14 protein-coding genes are annotated in these 15,856 nt (G+C 45.3%); 6 read left to right on the top strand and 8 right to left on the bottom strand.

Going from position 1 to position 15,856, the window contains the following annotated elements:
- Nucleotides 1-188 precede the first annotated feature (188 nt).
- Nucleotides 189-1,031, top strand: a complete 843-nt coding sequence (focA, locus tag MSG38_RS10105) for a formate transporter FocA (RefSeq protein WP_048614492.1) — start codon at nt 189-191, stop codon at nt 1,029-1,031.
- 354 nt (nt 1,032-1,385) lie between these two features.
- Here focA and MSG38_RS10100 read toward each other — a convergent pair whose 3' ends face one another.
- Nucleotides 1,386-2,180: an ABC transporter permease gene (locus MSG38_RS10100; RefSeq protein WP_050621868.1), complete on the bottom strand. Its 795-nt coding sequence runs from the start codon at nt 2,178-2,180 to the stop codon at nt 1,386-1,388.
- 437 nt (nt 2,181-2,617) lie between these two features.
- Between MSG38_RS10100 and torE the strand changes: the two genes are divergently transcribed.
- Genes torE through torA form a run of 3 tightly spaced genes read left to right on the top strand, consistent with a single transcriptional unit; the run spans nt 2,618 to nt 6,519 of the window.
- Complete coding sequence (gene torE, locus MSG38_RS10095; protein WP_008222628.1) at nt 2,618-2,800, top strand: trimethylamine N-oxide reductase system protein TorE; 183 nt, start codon at nt 2,618-2,620, stop codon at nt 2,798-2,800.
- 50 nt (nt 2,801-2,850) lie between these two features.
- A complete protein-coding gene (torC, locus tag MSG38_RS10090) occupies nt 2,851-4,032 on the top strand; it encodes a pentaheme c-type cytochrome TorC (protein ID WP_017060299.1) in 1,182 nt (393 codons plus the stop codon).
- 24 nt (nt 4,033-4,056) lie between these two features.
- On the top strand, nt 4,057-6,519 hold the full coding sequence (torA, locus tag MSG38_RS10085; RefSeq protein ID WP_248401749.1) for a trimethylamine-N-oxide reductase TorA: 2,463 nt from the start codon (nt 4,057-4,059) through the stop codon (nt 6,517-6,519).
- Nucleotides 6,520-6,812: 293 nt separating this feature from the next.
- Here torA and MSG38_RS10080 read toward each other — a convergent pair whose 3' ends face one another.
- On the bottom strand, nt 6,813-8,027 hold the full coding sequence (locus tag MSG38_RS10080; protein ID WP_248401748.1) for a putative manganese transporter: 1,215 nt from the start codon (nt 8,025-8,027) through the stop codon (nt 6,813-6,815).
- Between the two features lie 201 nt (nt 8,028-8,228).
- Here MSG38_RS10080 and MSG38_RS10075 point away from each other — a divergent pair, with 201 nt between their 5' ends.
- Both MSG38_RS10075 and MSG38_RS10070 read left to right on the top strand, forming a co-directional pair.
- Entirely contained in the window at nt 8,229-9,134 is a 906-nt protein-coding gene (locus MSG38_RS10075; protein ID WP_017060302.1) for a manganese-dependent inorganic pyrophosphatase, read from the top strand.
- 149 nt (nt 9,135-9,283) lie between these two features.
- Nucleotides 9,284-9,673, top strand: a complete 390-nt coding sequence (locus tag MSG38_RS10070; RefSeq protein WP_004734596.1) for a DUF2750 domain-containing protein — start codon at nt 9,284-9,286, stop codon at nt 9,671-9,673.
- Between the two features lie 98 nt (nt 9,674-9,771).
- Here the strand turns inward: MSG38_RS10070 and MSG38_RS10065 are convergent, their stop codons facing one another.
- Genes MSG38_RS10065 through sapA form a run of 6 tightly spaced genes read right to left on the bottom strand, consistent with a single transcriptional unit; the run spans nt 9,772 to nt 15,826 of the window.
- Nucleotides 9,772-10,551, bottom strand: a complete 780-nt coding sequence (locus tag MSG38_RS10065; protein ID WP_048609407.1) for a DUF2927 domain-containing protein — start codon at nt 10,549-10,551, stop codon at nt 9,772-9,774.
- A 36-nt stretch (nt 10,552-10,587) separates the two neighbouring features.
- A complete protein-coding gene (locus MSG38_RS10060) occupies nt 10,588-11,370 on the bottom strand; it encodes an ATP-binding cassette domain-containing protein (RefSeq protein WP_017060304.1) in 783 nt (260 codons plus the stop codon).
- On the bottom strand, nt 11,367-12,368 hold the full coding sequence (locus tag MSG38_RS10055; RefSeq protein ID WP_017060305.1) for an oligopeptide/dipeptide ABC transporter ATP-binding protein: 1,002 nt from the start codon (nt 12,366-12,368) through the stop codon (nt 11,367-11,369). The genes MSG38_RS10060 and MSG38_RS10055 overlap by 4 nt, the downstream gene beginning before the upstream one ends.
- A complete protein-coding gene (gene sapC, locus MSG38_RS10050) occupies nt 12,368-13,255 on the bottom strand; it encodes a putrescine export ABC transporter permease SapC (RefSeq protein WP_017065331.1) in 888 nt (295 codons plus the stop codon). Before sapC ends, MSG38_RS10055 begins: the two co-directional genes overlap by 1 nt.
- Nucleotides 13,242-14,204: an ABC transporter permease subunit gene (locus MSG38_RS10045; RefSeq protein ID WP_017060307.1), complete on the bottom strand. Its 963-nt coding sequence runs from the start codon at nt 14,202-14,204 to the stop codon at nt 13,242-13,244. The genes sapC and MSG38_RS10045 overlap by 14 nt, the downstream gene beginning before the upstream one ends.
- Nucleotides 14,204-15,826: an ABC transporter substrate-binding protein SapA gene (gene sapA, locus MSG38_RS10040; protein ID WP_017065332.1), complete on the bottom strand. Its 1,623-nt coding sequence runs from the start codon at nt 15,824-15,826 to the stop codon at nt 14,204-14,206. The genes MSG38_RS10045 and sapA overlap by 1 nt, the downstream gene beginning before the upstream one ends.
- Between the last annotated feature and the right edge of the window lie 30 nt (nt 15,827-15,856).

Here is a 15,856-nt window from a genome sequence, read left to right as displayed (position 1 = left end):
TTCTGATAACTAATCATTCAGCAGAGTTTTCTTTTTACTACTAAAGTCGTATGAATTTGGAATAACTCGGACTATTTGCTTTCAACAAGGCTGTGAGAGGCATTTTGAGCCTAAAATAGCTCTTGAATTCAGAAATGAAAGAGAGGATTATCGCGCTCCCGACGACATGTTTCAAAATGTAAATCATCATGAATCTAAACCAATTTGACTCATTATTACCGCCACAAATGGCTGAGCGCGCTGCAGATATTGGCGTAGGTAAAGCAACCAAAGATCCAATCAAATCTTTTCTCCTAGCGATTTCCGCTGGCATCCATATCGGTATTGCGTTTGTGTTCTACACCATCGTAACGACTGGAGCTGGTGATTTGCCTTGGGGAATTACTCGCCTATTAGGTGGCCTTGCATTTAGCTTGGGCTTAATTCTCGTTGTTGTTACCGGCGGTGAGCTATTTACCAGTTCGGTGCTGACTCTGGTTGCTCGTGCAAGTGGCAAGATTACTTGGCGCACGCTCGTTAAGAACTGGGCTACAGTTTATGTAGGTAACTTGATTGGCGCATTGCTGCTGGTGGCTTGTATGTTACTGACCAAACAGTACATGTTCGACCACGGTCAAGTGGGTTTGAATGCAATGGCGATCTCCCAACATAAGATGCACCACGATTTTATCCAAGCTATCGCGCTCGGCATCATGTGTAATGTATTGGTTTGTATCGCGGTATGGATGACGTTTAGTGGACGCACACTGACTGACAAAATTGCGGTAATGATTTTACCTGTAGCGATGTTCGTATCGGCTGGTTTTGAGCACTGTATTGCGAACATGTTCCAAGTGCCTTTAGCTATCGGCATCAAAACATTTGCTCCAGCTGAATTTTGGACAATGACAGGCGCTAACCCAGCGGACTACGTTGATCTGAACATGATGGACTTTTTAATGAACAACTTGCTGCCCGTTACCATCGGTAACATCATTGGCGGCGGTATCTTTGTTGGCATGTGGTACTGGTTGATCTACCTACGTGACTAATAAAGGTGGCGCTATCGACAAAGATGGCGTGACTAGCTCAGTTGACGAGATGAGTTAAAGCGCAGTGAAAACACTGAACTGACTTATGACATTTACAAGACGGTCTGCATTGCAGGCCGTTTTTTATTTGTGGAAAACCTACTTCTTCATCTCTCTAATGATCATCTGAGTACGCAACAGCGCTGATCACCATGTGTGTATATGTCTTTGAAATCACCCAAAGATCAAAGGCGATGATCTTTCCTTGGGTCGAAATGGACAAAAAAGGATCTATATTGATTTGGTTATCCACAGTTTCTGTGGATAACCTGTCTCAAATTCAGTGAGTAACCAGATCTAAGTGGAGCAGGGAGGCTATTTCGAAGGCTGTATTTGAGCGAGAACTCGCCCTTCTTTGGTCAGAGATGTCTTCAATGAGAGGTGAAGCGCAAGTGCTAAAGAACAGCTCATCATCACGAAAATCGCCAGCATGATCATCAGTTGATACTTAATCGCGATCATCGGTGAAGCACCACCTAAGATCTGCCCCGTCATCATTCCCGGCAGCGTTACTAGGCCTGTGGTTGCCATAGAGGCCATGATAGGGGACATCGCTTTCTGTATCGCATTACGTACAAAAGGCGCAGCAGCATAAGTAGGAGACGCGCCTAACGCGATTGCTGCTTCATATTCTGATTTCTGTGTTTCAAAGGCACTAAACAGGTTCTGCAATGCCACGATATTACTGCTTAAGCTATTACCCAATAACATCCCTGCGATTGGGATAAGGTACTGCGCGTTAAAAACCGGTGTCGGCTTAATGATGAAAAAGCAGATGAACAAGACAATAGGTACACAAGTTACCGCAAGGCTAACGGCGACAGGAGCCAAAAGTAGGTTTCTTGGCAGTCTAGATTTTTCAACAATCGAGCTTGCACCGACGATAATCATCGTAAATAACCACAGCAAATTGACCCACAAACTATTCAAAGTGAACAAGTATTCTAGGTAAAGTCCCACCAGAAATAGCTGAATAACCATACGAATGATGCTGATAGAAGCTTCTTTGCCAAGGCCGAGTTTTAACTTGTGGTTGATCGTGATGGGTAGCAAGAGAAGTGAGCTGAAGAACAATAACTGCCACCAAGATATATCAATAACGTCTTGCATAATGTTTCCTTTTAAGTAGGTCCCCATCATATCTGAAAGTGCCAAATGATGCATTTCAGCTTCTCAGCCGTTGCTTTAAAAAACACTCAATAATTTAACAATCAAACCACAAAATATTGGTTGTTTGAGGCATTTTTGGCTACTACTTAGTAGGTAAAACGTTAAAATTGGTTACAATACGGTTGCGCAAGTGTTGGAATTTAACATTTGTGAAATATACTTAATTCTTCACATTTGTTAATACTTTTTAATAACTTTGTTTAACTAAAAACAACTTTGGATGAGCTCAAAAAAGTATTGATTAGCAAGGGTTATAACGGGAGATTTGATTGAACCCTACTTTGAGTATGGTCTAAAATTTGTCGTTAGATACTTAAGAACTTTAGCCCCATAGAATGGGTTACTCGAAATTACTAAATACAAAATAGGCAAAATGTATGAGTGATGTTAATAAAATTGAAACTGGCGAAAAACGCTCGTTGGAGTGGAAGTCTTTCCTCTTCATCGCGGTGGTTCTCTTTCCAATATTAAGTGTGGCTTTTGTAGGTGGTTACGGCTTCCTAGTTTGGGCACTGCAAGTGTTTGTATTCGGACCTCCTGGTGCTCACGGCGGCATGTAATGCCCTCTAGTAACAACATTTTTTAAAATCAATATTTAAGAGAGCTAAACATGAAATCATTTTTAGTTAAATTATGGCGCACAATGACTCGCCCAGCGGTACACATCAGTCTTGGTGTACTAACTATGGGTGGCTTTATCGCCGGTGTTATTTTCTGGGGCGGTTTTAACACAGCTCTAGAGCACACAAATACAGAAGAATTCTGTGTAAGCTGTCACACCATGCGTGACAACGTATACGTAGAACTACAAGAAACGGTTCACTGGAAAAACACTTCTGGTGTACGTGCTACTTGTCCTGACTGTCACGTTCCACATGAATGGACAGCAAAAATTGCTCGTAAGATGCAAGCATCTAAAGAAGTATTCGCTCAAGTGTTTGGTGACTTAGATACACCTGAGAAATTCGAAGCTCGTCGTATCGAACTGGCTAAACACGAATGGGATCGTTTCTCTTCGAACAAATCTCTAGAGTGTAAAAACTGCCACAACTACGATTCAATGGATTTCGAAAACATGCGCCCAACAGCGCGTATCCAGATGAAGAACGCGGCAGAGCGTGATCAAAGCTGTGTTGACTGTCACAAAGGTATTGCTCACAACCTTCCATTAGATATGGCATCAGCGAGCGGTATTGTTGGCGAGCTAGAAAACGTAGCAAGCAGCACATCTTACGCAAATGGTTCAGACGTGATCTCTATTCGTCACCTACCAATGTACACAGATGAAACAGCTGAAGTTGAAGCGGGTCTATTAAGCCCTGCAAGTAAAGTTGCTGTGATCGACGAAAAAGGCGACATGATCAAGATTCAAATCGACGGTTGGCGTAAAGCGAAAGGCTTCGGACGTGTAATCCAAGAAGACTTCGGTATGAACATCTCGACTGCAATCTTGACGAAAGAAGTATCTCAAAGTGACGTAATCACTGTTGGTGAGAAGAAAGAAGATGAGCTAACTGGCCTTCCTTGGGAAGAAGTTAACCTAGCACTTTGGATGAAGAAAGAGTCTATGGTTGATAACTTCGATCCAATCTGGAACGCAGCTGGTCAAGCGTACCAATCTAACTGTTCAACGTGTCACTCACAGCCAGATGAAGCTCACTTCAGCGCTAACGGTTGGGTAGGCATGCTAGATGGTATGATTGCATTCGTTAACTTCGATACAGATACAGAAGCACTTGTTCTTAAGTATCTACAGAAGCACTCATCAGATTTTTCTGAAGGCCATCACTAATAAGACGTCAATTGGAGTAACACAATGGCAATTACAAGAAGAAGTTTTCTGAAAGGTGTCGCGACGACAAGTGCGGCATCGGTTATCGGCCCAAGCTTATTGGCGTCGGCTTCAGCATCTGCTGCAGAAACAGACGGCGCGTGGAAAGTCTCTGGTTCTCACTGGGGTGCATTCCGAGCTCGCGTTTACGCGGGTAAAGTACAAGAAATTAAACCTCTAGAAATCGATCAGCACCCAACAGAGATGCTGAAAGGTATTAAAGGTATTATCTACAGCCCATCACGTGTGCGTTACCCAATGGTTCGCCTAGATTGGTTGAAGAAGCATAAGTACAGCGCAGACACGCGTGGTAACAACCGCTTTATTCGTGTGACTTGGGATGAGGCACTAGACCTTGTTTACCGCGAGCTAGAGCGCGTACAGAAAGATTACGGTCCATGGGCGCTTCACACAGGTCAAACTGGTTGGAGACAAACAGGTCAGTTCCACAGCTGTACGAACCACATGCAACGTGCAATGGCACTTCACGGTTACTCTGTGAAGAAAATCGGTGACTACTCAACAGGTGCTGGTCAAACGATCATGCCTTACGTGCTAGGTTCTACTGAAGTTTACGCACAAGGTACATCTTGGGAACTTATCCTAGAAAACAGTGACAACATTGTTCTTTGGGGTAACGATCCAGTTAAAAACCTTCAAGTAGGTTGGACATGTGAGACTCACGAGTCGTTCGCATACCTAGAACAGCTGAAAGAAAAAGTTGCTAAGAAAGAGATCAACGTTGTTTCTGTTGACCCTGTTAAAAACAAAACAGGTCGTTACCTAGAAAACGAGCAAATGTACATCAACCCACAAACTGATGTGGCGTTCATGCTTGGTGTTGCTCACGTTCTTTACAACGAAGGCCTATACGACAAGAAGTTCATCGAAACTTACTGTCTAGGTTTTGAAGATTTCATCAAGTACGTTCAAGGTGAAACGAAAGATAAAGTTGAGAAGACTCCTGAGTGGGCTTCTGCTATCTGTGGCGCAAGCGCGGACTCTATCCGTGACTTCGCTAAGATGCTGGTTAACGGTCGAACACAGATTCTTGTTGGTTGGAGTATCCAACGTCAAGAGCACGGTGAACAGCCTTACTGGATGTGTGCAGTTATCGCAGCAATGGTTGGCCAAATCGGTCTTCCGGGCGGTGGTATCTCTTACGGTCACCACTACTCTGGTATCGGTGTATCTTCAACTGGCTTCGGTGCTCCGGGTTCTTTCCCGCTGAACATCGACCAAGGTCAAACGCCTAAGTACACCAACACAGATTACAACGGTTACAGCCGCGTAATCCCTGTTGCTCGTTGGGTAGATAGCTTGCTAGAGCCAGGTAAGAAGATCAAAGCAAACGGCGCGACAGTGACACTGCCTGACATCAAGATGATGGTCTTCAGTGGTAACAACCCGTGGCACCACCACCAAGATCGCAACAAGATGCGTAAAGCATTCAAGAGCCTACAAACTGTAGTGGCTGTTGATTTCGCTTGGACTGCAACTTGTCGTCACTCTGATATTGTTCTTCCAGCTTGTACTCAGTGGGAACGTAACGATATCGATGGTTACGGCGCGTACTCTGGCCGTGGTTTGATCGCAATGCACAAGCTAGTGGATCCTCTGTTCCAGTCTAAGACTGACTTCGAGATCATGTCTAGCCTAACTAAGCGTTGGGGTCGTTACGACGATTACACGCGTGGTATGGACGAAATGCAGTGGGTTAAATCTCTGTACGACGAATGTCGCGCTTCAAACGAAGGCAGCTTCGAAATGCCTGAGTTTGCTGAGTTCTGGGAGAAAGGTTTCCTAGACTTCGGTAAAGGTAAGCCATGGACTCGCCACGCTTCATTCCGTGAAGATCCAGAGATCAACGCACTAGGTACTCCTTCTGGTTTCATCGAAATCACAAGCCGTACTGTTGGCAACATGGGTTACGAGCACTGTCAAGAACACCCAATGTGGTTCGAGAAATCTGAACGTTCACACGGTGGTCCAGGCTCTGACAAACACCCATACTGGCTACAATCTTGTCACCCAGACAAGCGTCTTCACTCTCAGATGTGTGAATCTGAAGAGTGGCGTGCGACTTACGCGGTACAAGGCCGTGAGCCAATCTACATCAACCCAGTAGATGCTAAGAAGAAAGGCATCAAAGATGGCGATGTAGTACGTGTGTTTAACGACCGTGGTCAACTACTAGCAGGTGCTGTTCTAATGGATAGCTACGCTCCTGGTGTTGTTCGTATCGAAGAAGGTGCTTGGTACGGTCCGATCAACGAGAAAGTGGGCGCGCTAGATACATACGGCGATCCAAACACACTGACTCAAGATATCGGTACGTCTGAACTTGCTCAAGCAACGTCAGCAAACACATGTTTGGTTGATTTCGAGAAGTTCCAAGGCAAACTGCCTCCAGTAACTTCATTCGGTGGTCCAATCGAAGTTTCTTAAGTCTTGTCTTAAGAACCAAGATTAAAGCTTGAATTAAAGCCCCTGTAAGCACTCTTACAGGGGCTTTTTGTATTTTTGATATCAGTGTTGGTGTTTCTAAATAAGCATTGTACAGGGCTAATAGAGGGCGTTTTTGAGACAGGCTGTAACGTGCTGTTTGAGAGCAGTAGTAGAAACAGTGGATCAGGAAGGGAAGGTCAAAAAAAACTGTGGAAAGACTAGGCTGACGGAAACAAAAAGGCCGATACAAAGTACTGACCTTACAGAAGCCTATGGAGTTAACTCTGATCAAGTTAGATTTCAAACATAAACCAATAGCCATAAGCACAGATTAGTGCGGGCACACTAGAGTATAAGGTCGCGACCAGTGCCGCTTTGGGAGCCATCGCAATCGCAGGGAATAGCGCGTCACCATCATTTGAGATTGCGTTACCTACCTGAGCCGAAAGTGGTAGTGCGCCTGAAAGGTACAGGCTAGTGACCAATAATTGTGGTCCACAGCCTGGTAGCAAACCCATCAACACGCCAGCCAGGGGGAGCATGATGCCCCAGCTTGAGAATAGCGTCGCAAAATCGACATTTGCTACCACAGAACCAAATTCAAAGAAAAGAAAGGCAACCACCACCCAAGCGGTAACAAAGTTTGTATCTTGAGCGGTCTTTTGCAGTGGATGAGAGCCTACACACTTCTCATCTTCACTAACGGCTGATTTGTAATCTTCAATTTCACGAGTCAGTCCCCATAGAAACATCGAGCTAATCAGCAAAATAGTGCCTGCCCATTCCATCGACATTTCGGGCAAAGCGAGCAACTCATTCACATCCACTTGAAAAGAGCCAAGTAGGGCAACTGCAGCACCTGGAATAATGAGTACAGACCATAGATAGCCTTGTAGGTTGATCGCTTTTTTCGATACTGCTTCTTTGTCTTGAGATTGAGAAGCACAGCTGCTCACCACTTCATTTTTCTCTGCTTTTTTTGGGCGTAAGAAGTCGTCTGCGTGAAACAAGTTAATGATTCGACCTGACGCAGTACCCACAATGACGCCCATCGCCATCATGGCTAAACCTGTCTTAGGCTCGCTCGCTATGAGTAGGAACGCCGCGTCACCCATGGTTGAGACGAGCACCGCAACTACGGCACCAAATCCGAGTTTTCCCGAGATAAATTGTGTGGTTACCACTATCGCTCCGCCACAGCCGGGCAACGCGCCCATGAGAGCCGCGAATACCACTTGGTTTGAACGAGATTGATGGACGAGCTTATTGAAGACGTTATCTTTGTTTATGTACAGACTTAACCAGTGATAAATAGCCAAGGTTAAAGCAACATAACAAGACACTGCCCAAAAGGCGTCTGACAAGGTCGTGACCGTCAATTCTCGCGTGGCAGGCGCCATAACTAAAGCTGCAAGTGAGATAGGTAAAAGCAGGCGCTTAAATGACAGTGAAAATTGAGTTGTTTTCGCAGCGCTACTGCTTGGCAAAAAAGAGATTAGTCGATCCATAGGTGTTACTCAAAATTAGTGGCTTAAGATAAATATATACGAATGATAATAATTATCAATTGCATTTGTTGTTTTTTTATCTATTGTTACTATTGGCTAAACCCACGAAACATGACCAATCTAAAAAAATGAGGTAAAGTATGGCTAATAAAGAGAGGCTCTAAAGGTAGAGTCATAATTGTTAGTGTAATAGGAAGAAACATGATTTTAGTTGTTGGTCACAAAAACCCTGATAGTGACAGTATTTGTAGTGCGTTAGTTGCAACAGAGCTTCTTAAAGCTCGTGGCGAGGAAGCGACACCAATTCGCCAAGGCGAGATCAACCGCGAAACTCAACACATTCTAGAAGTCGCTGGTGCTGAAAAGCCAGAGCTTCGTACTTCTGTTGCTGGTGAGAAAATCTGGCTAGTAGACTACTCAGATCTAGCACAAGCACCAGATGATGTTGCTGATGCAGAGATCGTAGGTATTGTCGATCACCACCGTCTAGGTGACGTGATGACAGTAAACCCAATGGAAGCTTGGATCTGGCCTGTTGGTTGTACAAACACTGTACTTTTCAACATGTTCAAGATTGAAGGTCACGCAATCTCTCAACAAATCGCTAAACTAATGATGTCTGCAATTCTTTCAGACACAGTTGGTTTCGCTTCTCCAACATGTACTCAAAAAGACAAAGACGCCGTTGCTGAGCTTGCTGAAATCGCTGGCGTAACTGACGTTGATGCATTCATCAAAGCGCTTCTAATCGCTAAGACAAACATCGAAGGCCTATCTGCTGCACAGCTAGTAGAAAAAGACCTTAAAGGCTACCCATTCAACGGTCGCGATGTTGTTGTTGGTCAAGTTGAACTTGCGACTCTTGAGCAAGTAGACGGCATGATCGAAGCGCTAGAAGCTGATCTTGAAGAGCGTTGTGAGAAAGACGGTCTAGCGTTCGCTGCAGTAATGCTAACAGATATCACTACTGCTCAAACTCGTCTTCTTTACAAAGGTGAGTGGGCTGAGAAACTGGTTAAGCACGAGAAAGACGGCGTATTGATGATGGAAAATACACTAAGCCGTAAGAAGCAAGGCTGGCCTTGGCTACAAGGTGAGCTTGTTTAATCAAGTCGCTTAATATTAAACGCCTGCTTATTTAGCAGGCGTTTTTCTTTGAAGTAGACTTTCTTCTTCATCGATAATGTTTGAAGTTAAAAACACTCGGCATAAAATAGCTTTAAGAGCAAAGTTACTGACTAAAGTAGGAAATTAAGATGACTACACAGCTAGACGATAAAAAAATCGCTGAAATCAACAAGTATACGGGCGAGCAACGCCTGAAATACTGTGTGAAAGAAATCGTAGCAAACCGTGAAGTATGGATCTTAACCGATGAACACGGTTGTGTAATGCTGAACACAGAAGATGAAGATTGTGTTCCAGTATGGCCAAACCAAGAGTTCGCAGAATCATGGGCAACGGGTGATTGGTCTGAGTGTAAAGCTGAGTCTATTTCGTTGAATAAATGGCACAGTCGCTGGACGAACGGTCTAGAAGACGACGAACTTGCTGTTGTAGTATTCCCGAACGAGCAAGAAGAAGGCGTTATCTTGTTCCCTGATGAGTTCGATTTCGAATTGAAAAAGCAGGCAGCTAAGCGCTAATTCTTTCGTAATACAGTAACATCGTAAGTCAGCGCTGCCTTTCTTAGGCAGCGCTATTATTCAATTATCCCATCTAAGCTGCTTCCAACGTATATTCGTCAATACCCAATCAACTGATACAAAGGCGCTTGCTGTGCGGCTTTAGAAGCTTGCTGAAGCACACCTGTTTTGCTGTATCTCTTGAGTATCTTTCGAACGATAGGTTTTACTTCAGATTTTGTCATTCCAGCTTTCAATTCTGGTTCATAGAGCAATTGCAGTAGCACTACGTCTAACGGCGATAATAAGTCTTCTGGCGTGTGGTCGTTGAAAATAGAAGGGTAGGCTTTATCTGAATCATTCGGCAGGCCTAGAACTTGTGTGATCTCTTCCACGATACAGGCGACCAGCTTACCTCGCGATCTTGCCTGATCAACCGGGATTACAATCCCAGCGTATACAATCTCGCCTTTAGAATTGGTTCTATAGCCCGCCGTGCAGATGGCGCTATTTAAATGCTGAGTTGATTTGAGCTTGAGCACCGATTTCGCCTCAGATACCCACTGGCTCTGCCTTGTGTATATCCATTTAACGTTCGCTTCGGACTCTTTACTGACGATTGTTATTGGGTGTTGGGTGACTTCAGATAAGTGTTTGATATGAAGCTCTGTGAGCTCTTGATGCAGTTCCTCATCGCCCACTCGATGATCGATCCAAATCTTGATCGGTTGTTTCCACTTGGCGAGCGGTTTGTTGCCTTGGGAGTATTCGTGTTGAAGCGCGACGTTATAAAAGGCTGTTTCGACAAAGCTTCTATCTAGCCATGTGAGCGGTGTGCTTGTCGCGTTAAAGGACAACAGCACCAACAAGAGGGGAAGCATTGAAGCTGTTCGTAACATACTTTTCCCCTCTGCTGGATGCAGCGTGATTACAGATTAGTGGTTGGGTGCTTTGGAGAAATGGCTCTCAACCAATCTTTGGGTGATTTGGTGAGTTGGATTGGTCAACACTTGATCCGTTTCCCCACTCTCAACCACATTGCCTTCGTGCATTACAATAATCTTGTCGGTAATGTGCTTCACAATACCGAGGTGTTGAGATACATAAACGAACGATACGCCCATCTCTTCTTGAAGTTCTAAGAACAGATTGATGATTTGCGAGCGCATTGCCATGTCCAAACCATTTAACGCTTCATCAGCGACAATGATGGATGGCTGAAGTATCAAGGCTCGAGCCAAACAAACCCTCTGTTTCTGGCCCGCAGCAAGCATCTGAGGGTAGAAGTAAGCATGTTCCGGTAGAAGGCCCACGCGCAGTAGTGTGTCTTTCACACGACGCATACGGGCTTCTGGTGGCATGTTAGTGTTTCGCTTTAATGGGCCTTCAAGAATTCGACCAATCTGAATACGTGGGTTAAGCGACGTGTTCGGATCTTGGAAGATCATTCGAATCAGCTTACAACGAGTCGAGTAATCTTTGTGCTCTAGTTTTTCGCCATTCACGCGGATCTCGCCAGCGGTTGGTTCTACCATGCCTGCGAGCATTCTTGCTAATGTTGATTTACCAGAACCATTCTGACCAATAAAACCAATCGTTTGGCCTGCTTCAAGGGAAAAGCTGACCGGCTTCACCGCCTGATGAATCTTTTTACGGAAAAGACCAGAGCGAGTCGTAAAGTCTTTTGACAAATCACTGACTTCTAATAATGCACTCATGATTTCTTTTTCTTCTCCATATTCAGAGGGAAGTGACAGTTAAATTTATGGTTCTTGATACGTTTAGTATGTGGGATCTCGACACACTGCCTTTGCGCGTATGGGCAACGTGGGCCTAACCGACAACCAATAGGAAGATGTTGCAGCGGTGGAATTGACCCCGGCAAAGACTGTAGCTTCTCCTTGTGGGGGATCCAGTCGTTAAAGTCTGGCATCGCTTTTAACAGAGCAACAGTATATGGGTGCTTGGGTGCATCCAACAGCTTCGGCGTATCAGCGGATTCTACAGATTGACCACAGTACATCACGGTAATGCGAGTTGCCCATTGGGTAATGGTGGTTAAGTCATGACCGATCAACACGATGGTGGTGTTATTGATCTGGTTCATACGGCTCAACAGACGCAATATTTGAGACTGTGTTATTGGGTCCAAATCGTTGGTCGGCTCATCAGCAATCAAGACTTTTGGCTTGGCAGCGATCGCCATTGCGATCATCACCTTTTGACACTCACCATCGGTCAGCTCGTAAGAGTAACTGTCCATTAGGCGAGAGTGGTCTTTGATGCCGACTTTGTGTAGTAATGCGATCGCTTGCTTCTTACGCCACTTAAATCGTTGCCACCAACGACCTTCAAACGAATGGGAAGGGATCGCTTCAACGAGCTGGTTACCTACTTTTTCAGAAGGGTCAAGACACGTTGATGGCTCTTGGAAGATCATTGCGATATCGCGGGCGATCACTCGGCGTCTTTCTTTCGGCGTCAGTTGCAGTAGGTCGATATTGCCTAAGCGCATTCGGTCTGCAGAAACTTTCCAATTTTCTTTACAAACCCCGACGATCGCTTTTGCAACCAAGCTCTTACCTGAGCCTGATTCACCTACTAAGCCACGAATTTCCCCTTCATTGAGGGTAATACTCATTCGATCTACCGCTTTAACCATCCCTTGAGGGGTCTCAATCTCGATGGTTAGATGTCGAATATCAAGTAACGGCATTATTCGATTCCTGCATTTAGCGCTTGGCGAACACCTTCACCGACGAGGTTAATCACGATCACTGTAAACATAATAGCTAAGCCGGGTAGGGTTACTGTCCATGGCGCAAGGTAAATCAACTCGACTGAATCACCCAAGATTGAACCCCACTCGGTACTCGGTGCTTGAGCGCCAAGCCCTAGGAAACCTAAAGCCGTGATATCAAGAATTGCGACTGACAGTGCCAGCGTAACTTCAAGTGCGATTACGGTAAGAATGTTCGGAAGGATTGAATTCCATAGCAGGTAAAAATCGTTCGCACCATCAAGGCGAGAAGCCAGAATATAGTCTTTTTCTACTTCAGCATGCACGGCAATGTACACCGAGCGTATAAAGCGCGGGATCAGTGCCAAGCACAAGGCGAGCAAGATATTAAACTCGCCAAAGCCAAGGAATGCCACGAAGATAATCGCCAGTAGAAGAGATGGAATCGACATAACAGTATCAAGCAGGTGGTTTAGCGTGCTTGATAGTAAACCGCGCGTCATACCAGCAAGTACGCCAATCAGACAACCAATGACGGCTGCGATAAAGGTAATCACCACCGCGGCGCCGAACGTTAACTGAGAGCCAATTATTAGGCGAGAGAGAATATCTCTGCCTAAGTCATCCGTACCTAGAAAGTATTCTACCGTTCCCGCAGGATCCCAAGAGGGCGGCGTTAATAGGTGACCGGTTTGTTCTTGTGCATCATGCGGGGCTAACCAAGGTGAAGTGACGGTGACCAGAATGATAAGCACCAAACACCACAAGCCAAACATAGCTAGATTATTGCTGCGGAAGCTGCGCCAGAAACGTTCGAACTGGGTTGGAATCTGTTCTTCTTGGTAGACGTTATTTGTTAGCATACCATTCCTTCCTTACCAGTGGATTGATCATCGCGCCCAGTAGATCGGACAGAATGTTGGCGGTCAAAACCAAGGTTGCTACCACAATTACGCCTGCTTGAATTGAAACGTAATCTTGATTCGATAAGGCATCCAACAACCAACGACCAATGCCCGGCCAGTTAAAGATAGACTCGGTAACAATAGCAAGCGTTAACATACTCGATAGCTGAACACCGACCTTAGGAATAATCGGAGGTATCGCGTTTCTTAGCACGTGCTGCGTGATGATCTCTCTGGTGGAAAGACCTTTAATTCGCGCAGCGCGGATGTAGTTTTGTGTCATTACTTCAGCCACTGACGCTCTCATCAATCGGATGACCTGAGTCGTTGGCGCCAGTGCTAAAACAAGACAAGGCAACGCCATATGCTCGATAACACTTTGTAGTGCGTGCGCGCGGTAGCGACCTTCGGCAAAAAAGGCGTCAATCATCGCGAATCCAGTCACGTGTTCAATCTCGTAAAGTAGGTCGTATCGGCCACCAACTGGGAACATTTCAAAGTGCAGTGAAAACACCATGATCATCAGCAATGCGACCCAAAAGATAGGTGCAGAGTAACCAGCCATAGAGGTAAACGATATGGTGGTATCAACAAACTTACCCTGTCTCATACCAGCAATGGTGCCGAAAGGGATACCGATGATGAGTGCCAACACAAAGGCAAAGAAGCACAGTTCTAGCGTTGCAGGGAACACCAGGACCAACTCATCGATGATAGGCACACCGTGTTTGCTTAGGCCAAAGTTTAGCGTCGATAATTCAGTGATATAGCTAATCCATCCAGGCCAGAAATCTTGAATTGCCCATGGGGAGGTTTGGTCTAATCGAAGCAGAGAAAAACCCACTAAGGTTAGAATCCCTAGCGTAATAACGAATAAGTTTACACGTCTTAATGTATACCAAAACATTACTGCACCTCTCTTCTGACTTGATCAAAAGGTTGGGCATTGAAAGGACTTGCTTTAAAGCCTGTTAGCGAACGATCGTGCACGCGAAATTGCACGCCATGAGCCAGAGGAATCACAGGAACTTCTTCATTAAGAATATTTTGGGCTTGTCGGTACAAGTTCACACGGTGCCTTTGTTGATTTATCTCTAATGCTAAGTCGAGAAGGAAATCAAAGTCTGAATTACACCACATCGAGACGTTTAACCCTGCACGCTCGGAGCTGCATGAGAGCAGCGGGCGCAAGAAGTTGTCTGGATCACCTGTATTGCCTATCCAGCCTGTAAGCAACAAGTCTGTCGAGGAAATAGAGGACAACTGGGTGCGGTCAAATCGGTCGTCGGTATAGAGTTTCAATTCAATACCAATATCAGCCAAGTTTGCTTGGATCAGTTCTGCCGTTTTTCTTGGACTTGGATTGTATGCGCGTGGCTCTAGTGGTACCCACATTGAAAGCTCTAACCCAGGTTCAACGCCAGCTTCTTTGAGAAGCGCAACCGCATAGTTTCGGTCGTAGCGAACTTGAACGCTGTCTTTTTGGTGAGCCCAAGAAGTAGGAGGAAGCAAGGTGTAGGCTTTGGTTCCTGTACCGTAATACACAGAATCGAGAATGTTCTGACGATTGATGGCTAAGTTGAGCGCTTTACGAACTCGAGAGTCACGCAGTGCAGGGTGCTCAGTATTCAGCGCGATGAAAGAGACATTAACCGCCGGTGTGGCAGAAATCTTCAACTCTTCATGAGCCTGAATAATAGGGATCTGGCTAGAGATCGGAGAGTTGAGCACGTCACACTCACTGCGAAGAAGCTTGGCAAGTGTGCCCGTTCCACGTTGTGAAGTATCGAACACAACTTGGTCCATTTGTACTTCACCTTTCCAGTAGTGCTTGTTCTTTTTCAAGCGCACTAGGTCGTTGATTTGGTATTCATCTAAGTAGAAAGGGCCAGTGCCGACTGGATTGGAATCGATTCGATTTTTCTCATCCGCTGCAATGAGCTGATTGGCATACTCCTTAGAGTGAATGACTGCATAGCTGGTGGCGATATTGTTGAGAAACGAATTGTCTGGGCGACTTAATTGGAATTTCACCGTTAGGTCATCAACTGCGGTGATATCGACAATCAGGTTTTTGAAGTCGATTCCGGCAAACCATGGGTATAGGCCGCCACCCACATAATGAAATGGGTTTGAACTATCAATGACACGTTCAAAGCTAAACACCACATCTTGTGCATTCATGCTACGAGTTGGGGTGAACCAGTCTGTCGTTTGGAACGCAACATTTGGGCGCAGTTTGAACGTGTACTCTGTACCTGATTTATCAACAGACCAACTTGTCGCCAAGTTCTGTTTTGGTCGGTACGTCATCGGATCAAGAGTGAGCAGTGTATCGAAGATTTGAGGGCTCAGCGATTCTGCGGTAATGCCACTATCAACCAGCTGTGGGTTGAAGGTACTAGGATTACCTTGGCCGCAATAAATGAAGCCTTTTTCACGGATTTGCTCGTGATTCACACTCTCACCACATCCAGCGAGAAAGCTCAGCGTGCAGATGCTCAGTGATAGTCTTATTAGTGCTTTCATAAAAAGAAATACTTTTCGAAACGAGGCGTT

The organism is Vibrio sp. 1CM24A, assembly GCF_023161725.1.
GTDB classification, from domain to species: Bacteria; Pseudomonadota; Gammaproteobacteria; order Enterobacterales; family Vibrionaceae; genus Vibrio; species Vibrio coralliirubri.
Note: the sequence above shows the minus strand (reverse complement) of the source record. Positions and strands in the feature narration are given on the sequence as shown.

Coding starts and splice junctions, on each gene's coding strand:
- focA (WP_048614492.1), top strand. CDS start 189: ATGAATCTAAACCAATTTGACTCATTATTACCGCCACAAATGGCTGAG.
- MSG38_RS10100 (WP_050621868.1), bottom strand. CDS start 2,180: ATGCAAGACGTTATTGATATATCTTGGTGGCAGTTATTGTTCTTCAGC.
- torE (WP_008222628.1), top strand. CDS start 2,618: ATGAGTGATGTTAATAAAATTGAAACTGGCGAAAAACGCTCGTTGGAG.
- torC (WP_017060299.1), top strand. CDS start 2,851: ATGAAATCATTTTTAGTTAAATTATGGCGCACAATGACTCGCCCAGCG.
- torA (WP_248401749.1), top strand. CDS start 4,057: ATGGCAATTACAAGAAGAAGTTTTCTGAAAGGTGTCGCGACGACAAGT.
- MSG38_RS10080 (WP_248401748.1), bottom strand. CDS start 8,027: ATGGATCGACTAATCTCTTTTTTGCCAAGCAGTAGCGCTGCGAAAACA.
- MSG38_RS10075 (WP_017060302.1), top strand. CDS start 8,229: ATGATTTTAGTTGTTGGTCACAAAAACCCTGATAGTGACAGTATTTGT.
- MSG38_RS10070 (WP_004734596.1), top strand. CDS start 9,284: ATGACTACACAGCTAGACGATAAAAAAATCGCTGAAATCAACAAGTAT.
- MSG38_RS10065 (WP_048609407.1), bottom strand. CDS start 10,551: ATGTTACGAACAGCTTCAATGCTTCCCCTCTTGTTGGTGCTGTTGTCC.
- MSG38_RS10060 (WP_017060304.1), bottom strand. CDS start 11,370: ATGAGTGCATTATTAGAAGTCAGTGATTTGTCAAAAGACTTTACGACT.
- MSG38_RS10055 (WP_017060305.1), bottom strand. CDS start 12,368: ATGCCGTTACTTGATATTCGACATCTAACCATCGAGATTGAGACCCCT.
- sapC (WP_017065331.1), bottom strand. CDS start 13,255: ATGCTAACAAATAACGTCTACCAAGAAGAACAGATTCCAACCCAGTTC.
- MSG38_RS10045 (WP_017060307.1), bottom strand. CDS start 14,204: ATGTTTTGGTATACATTAAGACGTGTAAACTTATTCGTTATTACGCTA.
- sapA (WP_017065332.1), bottom strand. CDS start 15,826: ATGAAAGCACTAATAAGACTATCACTGAGCATCTGCACGCTGAGCTTT.